At 35.3% G+C, this 17,530-nt stretch carries 13 protein-coding genes, 1 other RNA gene and 1 pseudogene; 7 read left to right on the top strand and 8 right to left on the bottom strand.

Annotated elements, in window-relative coordinates; genetic code table 11:
- A partial coding sequence (locus B5X51_RS15530) for a PKD domain-containing protein (RefSeq protein ID WP_139374912.1) occupies positions 1 to 3,178 on the bottom strand: 3,178 nt, incomplete at its 3' end.
- Positions 3,179 to 4,171: 993 nt separating this feature from the next.
- Here B5X51_RS15530 and pdxH point away from each other — a divergent pair.
- The 4 genes from pdxH to B5X51_RS15550 all read left to right on the top strand — a co-directional run bounded on the left by pdxH (position 4,172) and on the right by B5X51_RS15550 (position 8,403).
- On the top strand, positions 4,172 to 4,819 hold the full coding sequence (pdxH, locus tag B5X51_RS15535) for a pyridoxamine 5'-phosphate oxidase (protein ID WP_079722111.1): 648 nt from the start codon (positions 4,172 to 4,174) through the stop codon (positions 4,817 to 4,819).
- A 9-nt stretch (positions 4,820 to 4,828) separates the two neighbouring features.
- The gene (locus B5X51_RS15540) at positions 4,829 to 5,314 is read left to right on the top strand and encodes a SixA phosphatase family protein (RefSeq protein ID WP_079722112.1); all 486 of its coding nucleotides are present in this window, start codon (positions 4,829 to 4,831) and stop codon (positions 5,312 to 5,314) included.
- A 3-nt stretch (positions 5,315 to 5,317) separates the two neighbouring features.
- Positions 5,318 to 7,429 carry a polyphosphate kinase 1 gene (gene ppk1 / locus B5X51_RS15545; RefSeq protein WP_079722113.1) on the top strand — a complete coding sequence of 704 codons (2,112 nt, stop codon included), beginning with the start codon at positions 5,318 to 5,320 and terminating at the stop codon, positions 7,427 to 7,429.
- A 77-nt stretch (positions 7,430 to 7,506) separates the two neighbouring features.
- Positions 7,507 to 8,403 carry a Ppx/GppA phosphatase family protein gene (locus B5X51_RS15550; RefSeq protein WP_079722114.1) on the top strand — a complete coding sequence of 299 codons (897 nt, stop codon included), beginning with the start codon at positions 7,507 to 7,509 and terminating at the stop codon, positions 8,401 to 8,403.
- A gap of 159 nt (positions 8,404 to 8,562) precedes the next feature.
- On the opposite strand, the gene miaE is transcribed toward B5X51_RS15550, so the two are convergent.
- Positions 8,563 to 9,144: a MiaE family protein gene (miaE, locus tag B5X51_RS15555; RefSeq protein WP_079722115.1), complete on the bottom strand. Its 582-nt coding sequence runs from the start codon at positions 9,142 to 9,144 to the stop codon at positions 8,563 to 8,565.
- Between the two features lie 2 nt (positions 9,145 to 9,146).
- On the bottom strand, positions 9,147 to 10,976 hold the full coding sequence (locus tag B5X51_RS15560; RefSeq protein ID WP_079722116.1) for a DNA polymerase III subunit gamma/tau: 1,830 nt from the start codon (positions 10,974 to 10,976) through the stop codon (positions 9,147 to 9,149).
- A gap of 134 nt (positions 10,977 to 11,110) precedes the next feature.
- Here B5X51_RS15560 and rnpB point away from each other — a divergent pair.
- Positions 11,111 to 11,445: RNase P RNA component class A (gene rnpB / locus B5X51_RS15565), an RNA gene on the top strand.
- Between the two features lie 517 nt (positions 11,446 to 11,962).
- On the opposite strand, the gene B5X51_RS15570 is transcribed toward rnpB, so the two are convergent.
- Genes B5X51_RS15570 through B5X51_RS15580 form a run of 3 tightly spaced genes read right to left on the bottom strand, consistent with a single transcriptional unit; the run spans position 11,963 to position 13,957 of the window.
- A complete protein-coding gene (locus B5X51_RS15570) occupies positions 11,963 to 12,505 on the bottom strand; it encodes an RsmD family RNA methyltransferase (protein ID WP_079722117.1) in 543 nt (180 codons plus the stop codon).
- Entirely contained in the window at positions 12,502 to 13,320 is an 819-nt protein-coding gene (locus B5X51_RS15575; RefSeq protein WP_079722118.1) for a DUF3822 family protein, read from the bottom strand. Before B5X51_RS15575 ends, B5X51_RS15570 begins: the two co-directional genes overlap by 4 nt.
- On the bottom strand, positions 13,307 to 13,957 hold the full coding sequence (locus B5X51_RS15580; RefSeq protein ID WP_079722119.1) for a hypothetical protein: 651 nt from the start codon (positions 13,955 to 13,957) through the stop codon (positions 13,307 to 13,309). Before B5X51_RS15580 ends, B5X51_RS15575 begins: the two co-directional genes overlap by 14 nt.
- 120 nt (positions 13,958 to 14,077) lie before the next feature.
- On the opposite strand from B5X51_RS15580, the gene B5X51_RS15585 reads away from it, so the two are divergent.
- Both B5X51_RS15585 and kdsB read left to right on the top strand, forming a co-directional pair.
- Positions 14,078 to 15,514: an ATP-dependent DNA helicase gene (locus B5X51_RS15585; RefSeq protein ID WP_079722122.1), complete on the top strand. Its 1,437-nt coding sequence runs from the start codon at positions 14,078 to 14,080 to the stop codon at positions 15,512 to 15,514.
- A gap of 63 nt (positions 15,515 to 15,577) precedes the next feature.
- Positions 15,578 to 16,318: a 3-deoxy-manno-octulosonate cytidylyltransferase gene (kdsB, locus tag B5X51_RS15590; RefSeq protein WP_079722120.1), complete on the top strand. Its 741-nt coding sequence runs from the start codon at positions 15,578 to 15,580 to the stop codon at positions 16,316 to 16,318.
- A 20-nt stretch (positions 16,319 to 16,338) separates the two neighbouring features.
- Here kdsB and B5X51_RS15595 read toward each other — a convergent pair whose 3' ends face one another.
- Positions 16,339 to 17,331: a hypothetical protein gene (locus tag B5X51_RS15595; RefSeq protein WP_079722121.1), complete on the bottom strand. Its 993-nt coding sequence runs from the start codon at positions 17,329 to 17,331 to the stop codon at positions 16,339 to 16,341.
- 35 nt (positions 17,332 to 17,366) lie between these two features.
- Positions 17,367 to 17,530 (bottom strand): annotated as a pseudogene (locus B5X51_RS15855) (IS1595 family transposase); the annotation flags it as partial.

Here is a 17,530-nt window from a genome sequence, read left to right on the forward strand (position 1 = left end):
CAGAAACAGTTTCACAATCTGTGTTACTGGCTTCCACGAAATAAGTTCCGGCACTTAGTCCGCTGAATTCCCCGTTAGCAATACTATTACTTAGTGGATTTTGATTTTCATCTAAAAGGGTATAAGAAATTCCTTGTTCAGTAGTTACAGAAATAGTTCCGGTAGTATCTTCACAAGTTGGTTGTTGTGAAACTTCTACAACTGGACCTCCAGGACCTCCCAGATTCTCAATGATCACTAATGCTTCAGAAGATGCTTCACAATCTGTGTTACTAGCTTGCACGAAATAAGTTCCGTCAGTTAGTCCGCTGAATTCCCCGTTAGCAATACTATTGTTTAATGGGTTATTATTTTCGTCTAAAAGGGTATAAGAAATTCCGGCTTCAGTAGTTACCGAAATAGTTCCGGTCGTATGGTCACAAGTTGGTTGCTGAGAAACGCTTGCTTGCGGTTGATCAGGAGTTCCTAAGTTCTCTATGATTACTAATGCTTCAGAAACAGTTTCACAATCTGTGTTACTGGCTTCCACGAAATAAGTTCCGGCAGATAGTCCGCTGAATTCTCCGTTAGCAATACTATTACTTAGTGGATTTTGATTTTCATCTAAAAGGGTATAAGAAATTCCTTGTTCAGTAGTTACAGAAATAGTTCCGGTGGTATCATCACAAGTTGGTTGCTGAGAAACTTCTACAACTGGAGCTCCAGGAGTTCCTAAGTTTTTTATGATCACTAATGCTTCAGAAACAGTTTCACAATCTGTGTTACTGGCTTCCACGAAATAAGTTCCGGCAGATAGTCCGCTGAATTCCCCGTTGGCAATACTATTAGTTAATGGGTTATTATTTTCATCTAAAAGGGTATAAGAAATTCCTTGTTCAGTAGTTACAGAAATAGTTCCGGTAGTATCTTCACAAGTTGGTTGTTGTGAAACGCTTGCTTGTGGCTGACCAGGAGTTCCTAAGTTTTTTATGATTACTAATGCTTCAGAAGATGCTTCACAATCTCCGTTGCTTGCTTGTACGAAATAAGTTCCTTCAGTTAATCCGCTAAATTCTCCGTTAGCAATACTATTACTTAGTGGGTTTTGATTTTCGTCTAAAAGGGTGTAGGAAATTCCGGCTTCAGTAGTTACCGAAATAGTTCCGGTGGTATCTTCACAAGTTGGTTGCTGAGAAACTTCTACAACTGGAGCTCCAGGACCTCCCAGATTCTCAATGATCACTAATGCTTCAGAAACAGCTTCACAATCTGTGTTACTGGCTACCACGAAATAAGTTCCGTCACTTAGTCCGCTAAACTCTCCGTCAGCAATACTATTACTTAATGGGTTTTGATTTTCATCTAAAAGGGTATAGGAAATTCCGGCTTCGGTAGTTACCGAAATAGTTCCGGTGGTATCTTCACAAGTTGGTTGTTGTGAAACGCTTGCTTGTGGCTGATCAGGAGTTCCTAAGTTTTTTATGATTACTAATGCTTCAGAAGATGCTTCACAATCCCCGTTACTGGCTTGTACGAAATAAGTTCCGGCATCCAGTCCGCTAAATTCTCCATTAGCAATACTATTATTTAATGGATCTTGATTTTCATCTAAAAGGGTATAGGAAATTCCTGTTTCAGTAGTTACTGAAATAGTTCCTGTAGTATCATCACAAGAAGGTTGTTGAGAAATACTTGCTTGTGGCTGACCAGGAGTTCCTAAGTTTTCAATGATCTCTAATACTCCAGAACTAGTTTGACAGTCTCCATTGCTAGCCTGTACAAAATACTTTCCGGCAGATAGTCCGCTGAAAGCTCCATTAGCAATACTATTACTTAATGGATTTTGATTTTCATCTAAAAGCGTATAGGTGATATCCGGATCGGTAGTTACGGAAATAGTTCCGGTAGTATTTTCACAAGTCGGTTGTTGTGAAATACTTGCTTGTGGCTGACCAGGAGTTCCCAGGTTTTCTATGATCACAAGTGCTTCAGAAGATGCTTCACAATCTCCGTTGCTGGCTTGTACGAAATAAGTTCCGTCAGATAGTCCTGTGAAAGTTCCATTAGCAATACTATTAGTTAATGGGTTTTGATTTTCATCTAAAAGGGTATAGGTGATATCCGGATCGGTAGTTACGGAAATCGTTCCGGTAGTATCTTCACAAGTTGGTTGTTGAGAAACGCTGGTAACTGGAGTCTCAGGAGTCTCTAGTTTTGTTAAAATTATTACCTCAGTTATGGAACAGGAGTTATTACTATTATCAGTAATAGTTACTTCGTAGCTACCTTCGTTTAATCCAGAAATATTTTGACTGGTTGAACTAAAATTTGGTCCTGTCCAGGAATAGGTATAATTTCCAGATCCTCCACTAGGCGTAATATTAATAGACCCGGTGTTTTCCTCATTACAAGCCAAATTTTGTTTTGAAACAGAAACTTGAATTGGATCATTAATAAGTACTGATTTGGTAATTGAACTACTTGAAGTTCCGTCATTAACCTGCAGGCTTACTTGAAATTGCCCACCCTGATTAAAATTAAAACTAGGGTCGCTCGCATTGCTTGATCCTACCTGGTCAAAACTCCAGGAGTATGTGTAGGCTGTATTGTCCCCACCAGTTGATAGATTTTCGAAATCAACAATAAAATCTTCACAATTTGTAGTATAGTCAAAATTTGCAATAAGAGGAGTTCTAACTATAAATCCATCTGTATTACCATAACATTGAGAGTTCCTATCTTTTTTCTCACAAGCTCCATTGGAAGTAGTATTCCAATTCATGTAAAAATTTCTTAATTCAAATTTATCGCCCCAATTCCATTGATATTCATCAATAACTGAGGTTGTTCCGCTAGGTATACTTTGACCATCAAAAAGGCATAAAATTATTGTCTCTTTAAAAACATCATTGATAAATACATCATATTCTACGTAAAGTGAATATCCATTACCTGAAGATCCTCCAAAATCTGCATAAATAAATCCATTTACTGGATCACCAATTTCGTTATTGTCATTTGATGCTATTGGGTCTCCATTAGCATCTCCAAAATAAAAATTGGTAACAGTTACATTGTTACTGTTACATTGTGCACTAACTTCTGAGCCCCAACCCAGGAAAAGAATCAAAGATCCTAGTAAGAAGATGCTTTTTAAATTAATGCTAATGTTCATTTTAAAAGTATTTTTCCAAATCATATTAATAATGTTTAGAATTAATTGTTATAATTCTTTGTAGAGTTCCTTGTTAAAAAACTCATCGCATAAAATGGTTTAAATCATCTGGTGGTTAGACCAATGTGATTTGTTTTCTTGGGGGGAAAAACAGATAAATATTGATGAAAAATCGATTAATATTTAGGTAAAATTAGGGGTATTACCTTATAGGAAAGTTGGGGGTGACCTATGATTGAATATTAAATCTTGTTGTAAAATTATACTAAAAAAGCCCAATTGAAAGTTTTCACAGTTTTTTTAGATATAAGCTTATATATTTTCGTTAAAAGGTAAATTTTATACAAAAATTAGGGGATATCAGGTGTTTGAAAAGATGATTTTCAGTTTATTACTATTAAGATTTTGAAGAGTAAATTATAACTACACGGTAATTTTTAGATGAAAAGACCATCCAATTTAGGATGGTCTTTAACAAGAAAGTTGGGGTAATTATAGTTGTTTGTGTACTAAAAATTAGTATATATTCTTATTCATCAAAGTATTTTTAACCTTATCTATCTAATATAATGTTTCTCTATAATAGAAATAATATCATTTATGCAATACTACACCATCAGTATTGAGGTAGTCTAAGCAGGTATTAGGGATAATGACTTTTATCAAACAATTTCCAGAACTTAAAAAAGATTATAGGAGTTATTAGAATTTTGTTTTAAAAAATCTAAAATTATATACTATTATTATCCATTTGTTTTAGGCAAATCTAACATATGGAACCTTTTTATTATATTATTCTTAAATTTTTTAGCTGTAATGCTTCATAATTAGGTGAAACGCAGATTATTTTTTGTTAATGTATTTTGGCGATTTTTTGGGTAAATAACGGAATCAATTTATATGTAGCTTGAAAATTTCTTAATAGCTGAATTTTTTAATAGGTATAGATTGTAATCTTAGCTCAAAAATTTTCCGGCTTCAGCCTAAATCTCGTAAATTGCAGCAAAGCAAAATACAATGCAGAAAAGTCTTGAAGATTACAGACAGAGTTACGGAAAAGGCGAACTTTTAGAAGAAAAAATTCCTTCTTTTCCTTTACCTTTATTTACTGCCTGGTTTGAGGAAGCTGAGGCCCATCCAGAAATAGCAGAAGTAAATGCCATGAGTCTCGCAACTTGTGGAATTGAAGGATTCCCCACAAGTAGAATTGTATTATTAAAATCTTTTGGAGTTGATGGCTTCAGTTTTTACACTAATTATAATTCAGAGAAAGGGCGCGATATTGAAGAGAACCCAAGAGTTTGTCTTTCGTTCTTTTGGCCGGCATTAGAACGCCAGGTAATTATAAAAGGTATTGCAATGAAAACTTCAGAAGAAGAATCATCGTCTTATTTTGCATCAAGACCTCGTGGCAGCCAATTAGGAGCCTGGGCATCTAGGCAAAGTGATGTATTAGGATCTAGAGAAGAACTTGAGTTGCAATTAAAGGAGGTTGAGGAAAGGTATAAAGATAAAGATGTAGAAAGGCCACAACATTGGGGTGGTTATATTGTAAGTCCGCGAAGTTTTGAGTTTTGGCAGGGCAGAAATGATCGCTTGCACGATAGGATAAAATACGAATTTATAGAAGAAAATACCTGGGAAAGAAACCGATTGTCGCCTTAAATTTATGTTATGAAGCAACTAATTCTTGTAAGACATGGTAAGTCTTCCTGGGAAAATAATTTGCCAGATGAAAAGAGACCTCTTAAAAAGCGCGCTTATAGCGATGCAGCTTTAGTATTAAAAACTTTTAAAGAATTTAAAAGCGGAGATTTGGTATTATGGAGTAGCCCTGCAGTTAGAGCATATACTACCGCAAAAATATTTAAGGAGGAGTTGCAAATACCCGACACTAGCTTTAAAGTAAAGAAAGAGCTATATACTTTTGATGAAGTTCAATTATTATCTGTTATAAAATCCTGTTCCAGGGAGGTAGAAAAGTTAATGGTTTTTGCCCATAATCCCGCATTGACGAGTTTAGTGAATAAGTTGGGAGACAAAACACTTGATAATTTACCTACCACCGGACTTTGTGTAATAGATTTTGATATCGATAACTGGAATGATCTTAAAAACGGTAAAACTTTACTTCAATTATTCCCAAAAAATCTACGCTAATTTATGCAGCAAAAAAAATACTTAAACAGAGAACTCAGTTGGTTACAATTTAATGCCCGTGTGTTGCAGGAAGCCGAAGATGAGACTGTTCCACTTATTGAACGCCTTAGGTTTTTAGGGATATTTTCAAATAATTTAGATGAATTTTTTAAGGTTAGGTATGCAACGGTAAAGAGAATTGACCTGGCCGGTAAGGCTGGGAAAAGTGTTCTGGGCGGTATTAAAGCCAGTAAACTCCTGGAGGAAATCACTCAGATTGTTATAGAGCACCAGTCAAAAAGTTTACAGGTATTACATGATATTCAACATCAATTAAAAGATTACAATATTCATATTATTAATGAGAAACAGGTATCTGCTTCTCAGAAAAAATTCATTAAGAACTTCTTCCTTTCAAAAGTAAGCCCTGCTTTAGTAACTATTATTCTTAATGATTTACACGAGCTTCCAAGTTTGAAAGATAGTGCTGCTTACCTAGCTGTTAAAATGGTGATGAAGGAAGAAAAACCTCAGAATGCTATTTCTAAGGTGCTGGATAAGACCGAAAAAGAACAAAAATATGTATTGATAGAGATTCCGCGAAGTATTGAACGCTTTGTAGTATTACCTGAAGAGAATGGAAATCAATATATAATTTTGCTTGATGATTTAATTAGGTATAATCTGGGAACTATTTTTAATATTTTCGAATACGAAAGTATTTCGGCACATATGATAAAAATTACCAGGGATGCCGAGCTGGATATAGATAGTGATTTAAGTAAAAGCTTTATAGAAAAGATTTCCAGCAGTGTTAAGGATCGTATCAAAGGGGAACCTGTAAGGTTTGTCTACGATATGAATATTGCCGATGATACTTTATCTTATCTAATGAATAAGATGGGAATAGAATCTACCGATAGTATTATTCCCGGTGGGCGTTATCATAACCGGCGGGATTATATGAATTTCCCCAGCCTGGGTCGCGAAGATTTACTCTATAAAGCTATAGAGCCTTTACCTATTCCCGGACTTATATTACAAACCAGTTTATTTGGGAGTATTGCTAAAAAAGATTTTCTTTTATACGCACCTTATCAAAGCTTCGCCTATACGGTTAAGTTTTTAAGGGAAGCTGCATTAGATCCCAAAGTAAAAACTATAAAAATCACAATTTATAGACTGGCAAAAATATCTCACATTGCCAGCTCTTTGATTAATGCGGTGAAAAATGGCAAAAAAGTAATTGTTCAAATAGAGCTTCGGGCACGCTTTGATGAAGTTGCCAATATTCGCTACGCGGAACAAATGCAAGCTGAAGGTGTACAATTAATCTTTGGTGTGCCAGGTTTGAAAGTTCATTGTAAGGCTTGTGTTATAGAGCGGGAAGAGGAAGGTAAAACAAAGCGCTATGGCTTTATTAGTACCGGTAATTTTAACGAATCTACTTCGCGTATTTATACCGATTACACCTTGTTTACCGCTCATTCTGAAATTTTGAAAGAAGTAAATAAAGTTTTCGACTTCTTCGAAATAAATTATAAAGTAAACAAATACAAACATTTAATAGTTTCTCCGCACTACAGCAGAAATACCTTTGTAGGTTTAATTCAAAAAGAGATTGAAAATGCCAGGGAAGGTAAGCCATCAGGTATCGCTTTAAAATTGAATAGCCTTTCAGATTATCCAATGATAGATAAGCTCTACCAGGCGAGTCAGGCTGGAGTAAAAATTAAACTTATTGTTCGTGGAGTTTGTTGTTTGATTCCCGGAGTAGAAAAATTAAGTGAGAATATTGAAGTAATTAGTATTGTAGATAAGTTTTTGGAACATCCACGGGTTTTTATCTTTAAAAACGCTGGAAACTCTAAGGTGTATATCTCTTCGGCTGATTGGATGAGAAGAAATCTTGACCTTAGGGTTGAAATTTCCTGCCCAATTTATGATGAAGATATTAAACAGGAAATTATAGAAACTTTTGATATTAGTTGGCACGATAACGTAAAAGCAAGAATGATCACTTCAAAACAGGATAATGCCTACAGAAATGATAGTGATAATAAGCACCGTTCTCAATTTGAATTATACGACTATTATTTTAAGAAACTTCCTAAAAATGAATTCGTAAAACAATAAATAAGGGATATTAATTTAGGTAAAGGTGCTTGAATTTTAGCATCTTACCTGATGATTAAAATAGAAAATTAAAACTCGTGATTACACAAAAAAACTACGCAGCAATAGATATAGGTTCCAATGCCATTAGACTTTTAATTTCAACAATTACAGAACAAAAGGGCAGAGAAGAAACCGATTTTAGAAAAACATCCCTGGTAAGGGTTCCAATTAGGTTAGGAGAAGATGTCTTTGAAAAAAGCGTGATTTCAGATAAAAATATGGAGCGCATGGTAGATACTATGCAGGCTTTTAACCTTTTAATGAAAACCCACGGAATTGAAAAATACAAAGCCTGCGCTACTTCTGCCATGCGGGAAGCTAGAAATGGGGCGGAAGTGGTTAAAAAAATTAAGGAAAAAACCGGAGTAGAAATTGAAATTATAGACGGTAATCATGAAGCCGCTATCATAGCAGCTACAGATTTGCACGAACTTATTAAAAACGATTGTAATTACCTTTATGTGGATGTGGGTGGTGGTAGTACCGAATATACGCTTTACAGTAGTGGAAAAACAGTAGCATCTAAATCTTTCAAGGTTGGAACAGTACGTTTGCTGAATAACCTGGTAGATAATGGTGCCTGGGAGGAAATGGAAAAATGGGTAAGAGAAACTACAAAGCCATATAAAGATATAGATCTAATTGGTTCGGGTGGGAACATCAATAATATCTTTAAAACCAGCGGTAAAAAAGAAGGAAAGCCATTAAGCTTAGCCTACATAAAGAAATATAATGATTTACTGAATTCCTTAAGCTACGAAGAGCGAGTTATGGAGTTGAATCTAAAAAGTGACCGTGCAGATGTAATTATCCCGGCCTCTAAGATTTATTTAAATTCTATGAAATGGGCCAGGGCCGATAATATCTTTGTACCAAAGATAGGACTGGCAGATGGGATTATTAAATCCCTTTATAACGGGAAAAATAATTAGATAGTTTAAAGTTAAGAGGCTGTCTCAAAAGTCTACTCTCGTCAAGCTGAACTTGTTTCAGCTTCTAACATGTTTTTAATTACCAACACGTTAGATCTTGAAATAAATTCAAGATGACGGTTTTAAAACCTTTTCAGACAGCTTCTTTTTATTTTTCAATTAACCATGAATTGTTTTGTCTTTACCAAGATCTTTCATAATGTTCGCCTCAAATTCAAGTAAATCATTCCATTTTTTATCTACTTCCTCTCTTTCACCATATTTTCTGGCAAATTTTAAGAACATGGTATAATGATTCGCTTCACTTACCATTAGCTTATGGTAAAAATCGGCGAGTTCTTTGTCTTTTAATTCTTCTGAAAGTAGCCTAAAGCGTTCACAGCTTCGGGCTTCAATTAATCCAGCAATTAGAAGTCTATGAACTAATTGCGTGGTTCTACTTCCTCCTTTTGGGAAGAAACTTAATAGTTGAATAACATATTCATCTTTTCTATCTCTTCCTAAAACATAACCACGTTTCAATAATTGTTCATGTACCATTTTAAAATGTCCCATCTCCTCTCTGGATAAAGCGATCATTTCATCTATTAATTCTGGATATTCAGGGAAGGAAACAATAAGTGAAATTGCTGTTGAAGCCGCTTTTTGCTCACAATAGGCGTGATCTATAAGAATTTCTTCAATATTCTTTTCGGCTATATTTGCCCAACGTGGGTCTGTGGGAAGTTTTAATCCTAGCATATTTATACGTCTAAATCGAATGTACTTCGTAATTTTTCTATCAAAGGATTCTTTTCCTTTAATTTGTTATATTTTTCAATAGGAGTGAAGGCATATTTCTTTGCCGACTGCTCATTTACATTAATAACCAACCTGATTTCTGTATTCTGAAGTTTCTGCTTCAGATAGGACATTAATTTATTTTGTTCGCGCTCCAGGTTGATTTTCATCGTTTCATTAGGCAATTCTATCACAATGTGATTCTTTTCCTGAAGTTTAGGTAGATCGGTTTCAAGGATAGAAGCTAAGATTTTTGAACCTTGCTTTTTTATACGTTTTACATAATCATCCCAAGTTGCCTGCAGTTGAGTTTCAGTAAATTCTCCATTAAGAACCACATCTTTTGTAGGAGCAGCTTCTTGCTGGCGGGCTTCTATTTCCCGTTTCTTCTGTATGCTTTTTAACGAAAGTCCTGAAACTTTCTCTTTTTTAACTTCAGAATCGGTTACCGGTTTTGGTGTGGGAATTGGCTGTGAAACCGGTTGCGCTTTTGCTTCAGGGGGTTCAGGAAGCATCGTTTCCTCTGAATGGTAATTATCCTCCTTTTCGTCGGCACAGTGGCTGTTAGGCGTTTTGTGTTCTGCTGAAGGCAACTGACTCTCCTTTGGAGCTTCAGCTGAAGTTTCTGCGTGTTCATTATCTCGCACTAAGCTTTTTTCTTCCGAAGAAAGTGGTGCGGGTTGTTTTTCAAATACCGAAGCTGGAATTATTGACTGTTCAAACTTTTTTTTTTCTCCATCAAAGGTGATGGAGGCTAACTGCATTAAAGTAAGTTCAACCAGTAAACGCTGATTTTGACTTGTTTTATATTTTAGGTCACATTCATTTGCCAACTCTATAGCTTTAATTAAAAACTGGTGGTTGGTTTTAGAAGCCTGATCAAAATAACGAGCCTTGGTTTGTTCCCCCACTTCTAAAAGCTGAATTGTTTTTTGGTCTTTACAAACCAAAAGGTCTCTAAAATGTGAAGCCAGGCCGCTTATAAAATGATGGCCGTCAAATCCGCTGGAAAGAATATCATTGTAACTCAATAATAGTTGTGGGATATTATTTGTTAAAATAAGATCGGTTACCTCAATGTAGGTATCATAATCCAGTACATTAAGATTTTCGGTTACAGCCTGTCTTGTAAGTTCTTTCCCGCTAAAGCTCACAACCCTGTCATAAATGGAAAGGGCGTCCCGCATTGCACCATCGGCTTTTTGGGCAATGATGTTTAAAGCGTCTTCCTCAGCATTTACGCCTTCTTGCTGCGCTATATATCCAAGATAGTTTTTAGCATCGCCTACCGTAATTCTTTTAAAGTCGAAGATCTGGCAGCGCGAAAGTATAGTGGGTATTATTTTATGCTTTTCTGTGGTGGCTAAAATAAATATGGCATGTTGTGGTGGCTCTTCTAAAGTTTTTAAAAAGGCATTAAATGCCGATTGAGAGAGCATATGCACCTCATCAATTATATACACTTTGTATTTTCCAACTTGCGGAGGAATTCTAACCTGGTCTATTAAATTTCTAATATCGTCTACCGAGTTGTTAGATGCGGCATCGAGTTCAAAAATATTAAATGCAAAATCCTCCTCGGGGCTTTGCGTTCCGTCGTGGTTAATCATCTTGGCCAGGATACGTGCACAAGTAGTTTTTCCCACGCCACGGGGCCCTGTGAAAAGCAGTGCCTGCGCCAGGTGGTCATGTTCAATAGCATTTTTTAAGGTATTGGTAATGGCTTGTTGCCCAACCACATCTTTAAAAGTTTGCGGACGGTACTTACGAGCAGATACTATAAAATGTTCCATTGAAATTTATTGAGCTACAAATATAAAAATAGCCACCATAAGTTCTATGGCAAACGCTTTTAATTTTGAACAATTAGCAGGAAGAAATCAACATTTTTTTAATTGGATTATTTTCTAAAAAGCTACATTTGCACCAAGCAGGCCGCCTTATCGCCCCGGACTTGCTTCGGGGAGGAAATTCCGGACACCAAAGGGCGGCATAGTGGGTAACGCCCACCTATTTTATTTTGAGCAATCTAGATAGAATAAGGACTAGTGCAACAGAAAGGATGTACAGGTAATGCTGTAGTGAAATCAGGTAAACTCTATGCGGTGCAATGCCATGTAAACCGGTGTTTGCAAGCTGCTCGCTTGCTATCGGAGGGTAGGCAGCTAAAAGTTTTTGGCAACAAAAACCTGAGATAAATGATAAGGGGAATCCCGGTTATGCCGGGAGGAACAGAATCCGGATTACAGGCCTGCTTTTTTTAATAAAGTCTTCGCCCAGGCATGGGCTTCTTCCATAGTAGAGAAAATATCAAAAGGAACCGGGGAAAATTGTTTTTCAAAATTTGCCACCTTTAAAGCTTCATAGCGTTCACTTACAATGCCTATTCCCAATAGAGATTTTACATCTTTTAATTCAAAGTAAATGGTGGGATTCACATTATAATTATTCTTTCTGTTAGATATATATACGTAGTCTTTCCCTTCAAATACCTCGTTGCATATTCTTAGAATTTGTTCTACATGGTTTAGCTCAAACAATACATCTTCTTTTACTTCAGAAATAACCATTCCTTCATAAAATTTCAGGTCAATATCAATAAGTTTAATCGTCTTAATTAGCTCTGCCATAACATATTATTTATAGGTCTTAGGTGTGGCTTTTTTCTTCTTTATAAGAAGAATTTATTGGCACCGCCAAAGGGTGTAATACCCCGACGCTTGCTTCGAAATTAAAAATTTGTTTCCAACGAATGCCTCGTGGGCTTGCCCGAGGTAGTTTACTCTACATTTTCAAAAAAACTAAATACCGAACCTCCATACCGCCTGGCTTCAATAAAATTAGGGAAATCTGAAAGGCTGGTGTGTTTAGAATGTTCAATTATCAATTGTCCATTTTGATTAAGTAGGTTTTTTTCGAAGACGATTTGGGGGATTTTCAAGAATTTATCCTCATCAAAATCATAAGGAGGATCGGCAAAGATAATATCGGCCTTTACATAAGCTTTTTCAAGGAATTTAAAGACGTCACTTTTAATGGTGTTAATATTAAAATCTAATTCCTGTGCTGTTTTTTTTGTAAATTTTACACAGTCGTAATTCACATCTACTGCGGTAATTTCTTTACTTCCACGCGAAGCGAATTCATAGGCAATATTGCCACTTCCAGAAAATAAATCTAAAACGCTTAGTTGAGAAAACTGAAAATTATTATTCAGGATGTTAAAAAGGGCCTCCTTAGCCATATCGGTAGTAGGGCGCACCGGTAGCTTTTTAGGAGCAATTAATCTTTTTCCTTTATGTGTTCCTGAAATTATTCTCATATAAATGAATTTAATAAAACATACTCTTCCAGTACATGCAAAGCGGTATGTTCTTCTTTTTTGTTAAAGCTGAAGTTGATTTCTAAAAGTTCTATATGCTTAATATATTCAAAAGCGATTTTAAATAAAGGGGAAGCTTTACTAATAGCACCCAGTAAAAATAATCTGAAATTTTCTGGCTTTAGATTAAGTTGTTCAGCCGTAAAGAGAATATAATATAAAAAATCTTCTTTTTCGGTAAAATTGAAAGAATTACAAAGTAGTAGTTCACCATTTTCTATTACCACGAGATCAAATTGCTTGTGTTTAACATGCGCAAACATTTGCGGTCTATCTACTTTTGGTAAATCCAATAAATTTTTAACTAAAATAGTGTTGAGATGCTGATATTCAAACTCGCCAAATTTTTCAAAGAAGAAATTAATAATATTAGTATAAGGAATATAAACGTTTATAATTCCGGTGTTGCCAATTTCTTCGTGGGAAATAAAATCTGTTTTAAGAATTTTAGTATTGAATTTTAGGTAGTCTGAAGCATTTTCTTCTTTAAATAAACTAGCAGGAACAAAACTATATAGTGCATTGTCAAAAATAAGTTTTACCTGGCTAGCTTCAACTAAAGTTTTGTTGGTTTCAAAGACCTTTTCAATTTCGGCTAAAACCTTTATAGGATCCAGCTGTTGCGGAAATCGTATTTTGTTGAAATGAAGCACTTCATTTTCAACACTATTTAGTGTACAAAAAGAAAGTCCATCCAGGCTAACCTGAATGGACAGTTCTAAGTTTATTTGTTTGGTACTGTTACTCGTCGCCATATTGGGTTGGCCAGTTTCCTTTTGTATTTACTTCTTCCATAGAACCAACATTAATATAACGTCCGTTAATATCGTCTACAGATTGCACTTGGTTTTGTTGCAGAATCAACTCTTTATCTAATCCTTGCAGCACAACGCTTTTAGCAACTCTGGCTCTAAATACGGGGATTTCTGTTTGTCCTTTTTTGATACTTCCAGCATCAAGTTCAAATTTTGCATCCACATCTTCAACTGGTACGTTAATCATATTAGTATAACGATCTCTATCTCCTTTGAATAAAGAATCTTTTACCGATACAAAATTAAGAGTATCAATAATTACTTTTTCAATATATTCATCTACGCCATATTGCTTTTTATATTCCTCGTCTAAAACCGTAGTGTCACGACGTTGAGTAACTGCAAATTCAGCGGTATCTAAGAACTTTACAAGTTTGTCAAAATCTTCCTCAAAAGACCCAACAACTTCTTTATGGGCTAGTTCGGCATCACGAATATCCTTTAAGTTCTCAACTACTTTGGCATAACGCTTCTCTTTAATTTTATTAAACTGGATTGGTTCGTAAACAGCATTAAATGTAAGGTAGGCTAATCCTATAATAACTACCCAAAGAAGTAATTGAATTGCAAGTCTCATGCGTTCTAAATTTTGTTTTAAAAATTACTAGTGTTCACGACAAATCTACAATTTTTTTTTATTCGTAAAAGTTTCTTCCGTAAAAATCCATTCCTATCTTTGATTTTTGATAATTTTTCTATGGAAAATCTTGATGCTTCTAAATTTTATAAACTTCTATTAAGCGATCTTGGTTTTACGGCTAAAGCAGGACAGGATCTTGCCTTACAGCAACTTTCCCAGTTTGTTCTAAACAACAATAAAGATGAAATTTTTGTTTTAAAAGGTTACGCCGGGACCGGTAAGACCACGATAATCAGCACATTGGTGAAAAACCTTTGGAAAATAAAGAAATCTGGGGTTTTGTTGGCACCTACAGGTAGAGCTGCAAAAGTTATTTCCAATTATGCTAAAAAAGAAGCTTTTACCATACATAAAAAGATCTATTTTCCTAAAAAAAGTGGTGGAAGCGGAGTGCAATTTGTACTCCAGCCAAACAAGCATAAAAATAGTATTTTTATTGTAGATGAAGCTTCAATGATCTCCGATACGCCCTCAAATTCCAAATTAATGGAAAATGGAAGCTTGTTAGACGATCTTATTCAATATGTTTATTCAGGGCATAATTGCCAGCTTATTTTAATTGGTGATACCGCGCAGCTACCACCGGTAAAAATGGAAATAAGTCCGGCTTTAGAAGCAGAAAAGTTGCAATTTTCCTATAATAAAGACGTAAAACATATAGAACTGGATGAAGTAGTACGCCAGGCCGAGGAAAGTGATATTTTACTAAATGCTACAAAAATTAGACAAAGCTTACAAGACGGATTTTATGAAAGTTTTCAGTTTGAGCTTACGCCAAAGGCAGATGTAATAAGATTGCAGGATGGTTATGAAATTATGAATGCCATTGAGGAATGCTATAATGAGTTAGGGAATGAAGAAACCAGTTTTATTGTAAGATCTAATAAAAGAGCAAATTTATACAATCAACAAATACGCTCTCGTATTTTATTCCAGGAAGAAGAAATTTCAGCCGGAGATTATCTTATGGTGGTAAAGAATAATTATTTCTGGATAAAACCTACTTCTGAAGCAGGTTTTATTGCAAATGGAGATATTGTAAAAGTTCTGGAAATTTTCGGTATAAAAGAGCTTTATGGTTTTAGGTTTGCCGAAGTACAGGTGCAAATGGTAGATTATCCTAAAATGCGCCCTTTTGAAACCGTAGTGATGTTAGACACCCTAACCAGTAATACGCCTTCACTTTCTTATGAAGAATCTAACCAACTTTACCAGGAAGTAATGAAAGATTATGAAGACGAAACCTCTAAATACAAGAAGTTTATGAAGGTTAAGAACAATAAGTTCTTTAACGCCCTACAGATCAAATTTTCTTACGCGATGACCTGTCATAAATCCCAGGGTGGGCAATGGAATACGGTTTTTATTGAACAGCCTTATTTGCCGGAAGGGGTTGGTAAAGAATATCTAAGATGGTTATACACCGCCATAACACGGGCAACCAACAAACTTTATCTTATAGGCTTTAAAGACGATTTCTTTCTCAATAAATAGTTTTATACTAGCGCGTAATTCAATATATAAACTTAAATTTAACCTCTAAAACTACGATTCTTGATGAATAATCCGCTTAAAATAATCGCAATGATTCCCGCTCGTTATGAGGCGTCTCGATTTCCCGGGAAACTTTTAAAAGACCTAAATGGAAAAACAGTAATTACCAGAACCTACGAAGCTGCCAAAAACACCGGTTTGTTTGATGAAGTTTATGTGGTTACTGATAGTGATGAAATTTTTGCCGAAATAAACAAAAATGGCGGTCTCGCAATAAAAAGTAAGAAAGAGCATGAATGCGGAAGTGATAGAATTGCGGAAGCTGTACAGGATATGGATGTGGATATCGTGGTAAATGTGCAGGGAGATGAGCCATTTATAGATAAAGACAGTTTGGCAAAATTATTAGTCGTTTTTAAGGAAGATGATGCTTCAGCAATAGATCTTGCCTCTTTAAAAACCGCGCTATCTAATAGCGATGAGATTACCAATGCAAACAATGTAAAGGTTATTACCAATAAAAATAACTTTGCGATGTATTTTTCAAGATTTCCCATTCCTTATCCAAGAAATACAGATGCACAGGTAACCTATTTTAAGCATATTGGCATATACGCATTTAGAAAACAAGCTCTAATAGATTTCTATAATTTACCGATGCTTTCTTTAGAATCTGCTGAAAAGATTGAAGCGATTCGTTTTCTTGAATATGGTAAAAATATTAAGATGGTAGAGACCCAGGTACAAACTATTGGCATAGACACACCCGAAGACCTGGAAAAAGCCAGAAAACAATTTTCTTAATTTTATCGGCTTTAAAAATACTATTCTATGCGAAATTTGTGAAGCATACCTTTTTCTGAAGAATTGGGTATTTCGGCAATAAAAGCATAGTTTCCGGGTTTTAGTTCAGCACTAAAGTATGAAGTTTCACCGGCGGGCAACTCCTGAGTTCCTCCTAAAAATGTTACACCTTTTGGAGAAGGAGTGATAAATCCTTCTGGATTTGTCCAGTTCATCCATTCTTCTAATTTTTCCAGGTTGGCGTTTTCATCCAACCGCACAAGGTGAACATCGTGTCCCAAAAAGTTTTCATAGGTTTGCTGTTCCTTGAATATCACTTTAAAATTTTGTATTCCCGGGGAAAGAGAATCTTTAAGAATAAACCCATTTTCTGAAGAAATTACCAGATCAATGGTGTTTTTAGGTTCCTCAATATTGGTTTTGTTATTTTTTACTTCAAAAAAATCAATCATTCCGGCGGTAGAGTGGAACTGGCCGTTGGGCATTTTTACATAACATTCATAAACATAATAACCGGGCTCTAAAAACACCGTATTATTTGAAGTTGTTCCGGGGGAAGTTAGGCCGGGTCCTCCCATAAAAACTACTTCGCTAAACCATTCCGGTAGTTTTCCAAAAACTTCTACCCCTTCTTGTACCTTACCATCGTTAAAGAAATCCATTCCTTCCTGGAATACAGGAACTACTTCTTTCATACTATTTTCTATAGTTTTATTATCAGGCATTTTCTCAACTACAAAAAAATGAACATTGGAAGAGTTATTCTTATATTCAAAGGTGTTCCATCCAGAGTTTAGCTCACGAGGGCCATTAAAATCCATCGCATTAGTGATAATCGTAACTTTTTGGTTGGATTCTGATTTTATTTCAGTACTTGAAACTTCTTCCGCTGAAGCGCTGGTGTTGGTTTTATCTTTTTTATCGGAAAGACAGGAAGAAAAAATAAACAGGATAAATAAGAGTAGTCCAATTTTAGCTTGTAAACATTTTAAACAAAAAAGATAATTTTTCATTTTAGTAATTTTAAATTAATTAGTTGCATATCCGTTTAACGTCCAGTAGCTGTAATGCCTGCTATTATTAACCTGTTGAATATTTTGTCTCCAAAATACCTTCTGTTGAGTTTGTAAATGAACTCATTGAGATATAATTGCAGATATTTTCTCTTTATTTTATGGAATTTCTGCAAGTCTTTTTTTGCATTTCCAATAG

This window comes from Salegentibacter holothuriorum, assembly GCF_900168045.1.
GTDB classification, from domain to species: Bacteria; Bacteroidota; Bacteroidia; order Flavobacteriales; family Flavobacteriaceae; genus Salegentibacter; species Salegentibacter holothuriorum.

Excerpts from the sequence above, each read along its gene's own strand:
- B5X51_RS15540 (WP_079722112.1), top strand. The coding sequence starts at position 4,829 with ATGAAGCAACTAATTCTTGTAAGACATGGTAAGTCTTCCTGGGAAAAT.
- kdsB (WP_079722120.1), top strand. The coding sequence starts at position 15,578 with ATGAATAATCCGCTTAAAATAATCGCAATGATTCCCGCTCGTTATGAG.
- B5X51_RS15570 (WP_079722117.1), bottom strand. The coding sequence starts at position 12,505 with ATGAGAATAATTTCAGGAACACATAAAGGAAAAAGATTAATTGCTCCT.
- B5X51_RS15560 (WP_079722116.1), bottom strand. The coding sequence starts at position 10,976 with ATGGAACATTTTATAGTATCTGCTCGTAAGTACCGTCCGCAAACTTTT.
- B5X51_RS15585 (WP_079722122.1), top strand. The coding sequence starts at position 14,078 with ATGGAAAATCTTGATGCTTCTAAATTTTATAAACTTCTATTAAGCGAT.
- B5X51_RS15575 (WP_079722118.1), bottom strand. The coding sequence starts at position 13,320 with ATGGCGACGAGTAACAGTACCAAACAAATAAACTTAGAACTGTCCATT.
- B5X51_RS15595 (WP_079722121.1), bottom strand. The coding sequence starts at position 17,331 with ATGAAAAATTATCTTTTTTGTTTAAAATGTTTACAAGCTAAAATTGGA.
- miaE (WP_079722115.1), bottom strand. The coding sequence starts at position 9,144 with ATGCTAGGATTAAAACTTCCCACAGACCCACGTTGGGCAAATATAGCC.
- B5X51_RS15580 (WP_079722119.1), bottom strand. The coding sequence starts at position 13,957 with ATGAGACTTGCAATTCAATTACTTCTTTGGGTAGTTATTATAGGATTA.
- ppk1 (WP_079722113.1), top strand. The coding sequence starts at position 5,318 with ATGCAGCAAAAAAAATACTTAAACAGAGAACTCAGTTGGTTACAATTT.
- pdxH (WP_079722111.1), top strand. The coding sequence starts at position 4,172 with ATGCAGAAAAGTCTTGAAGATTACAGACAGAGTTACGGAAAAGGCGAA.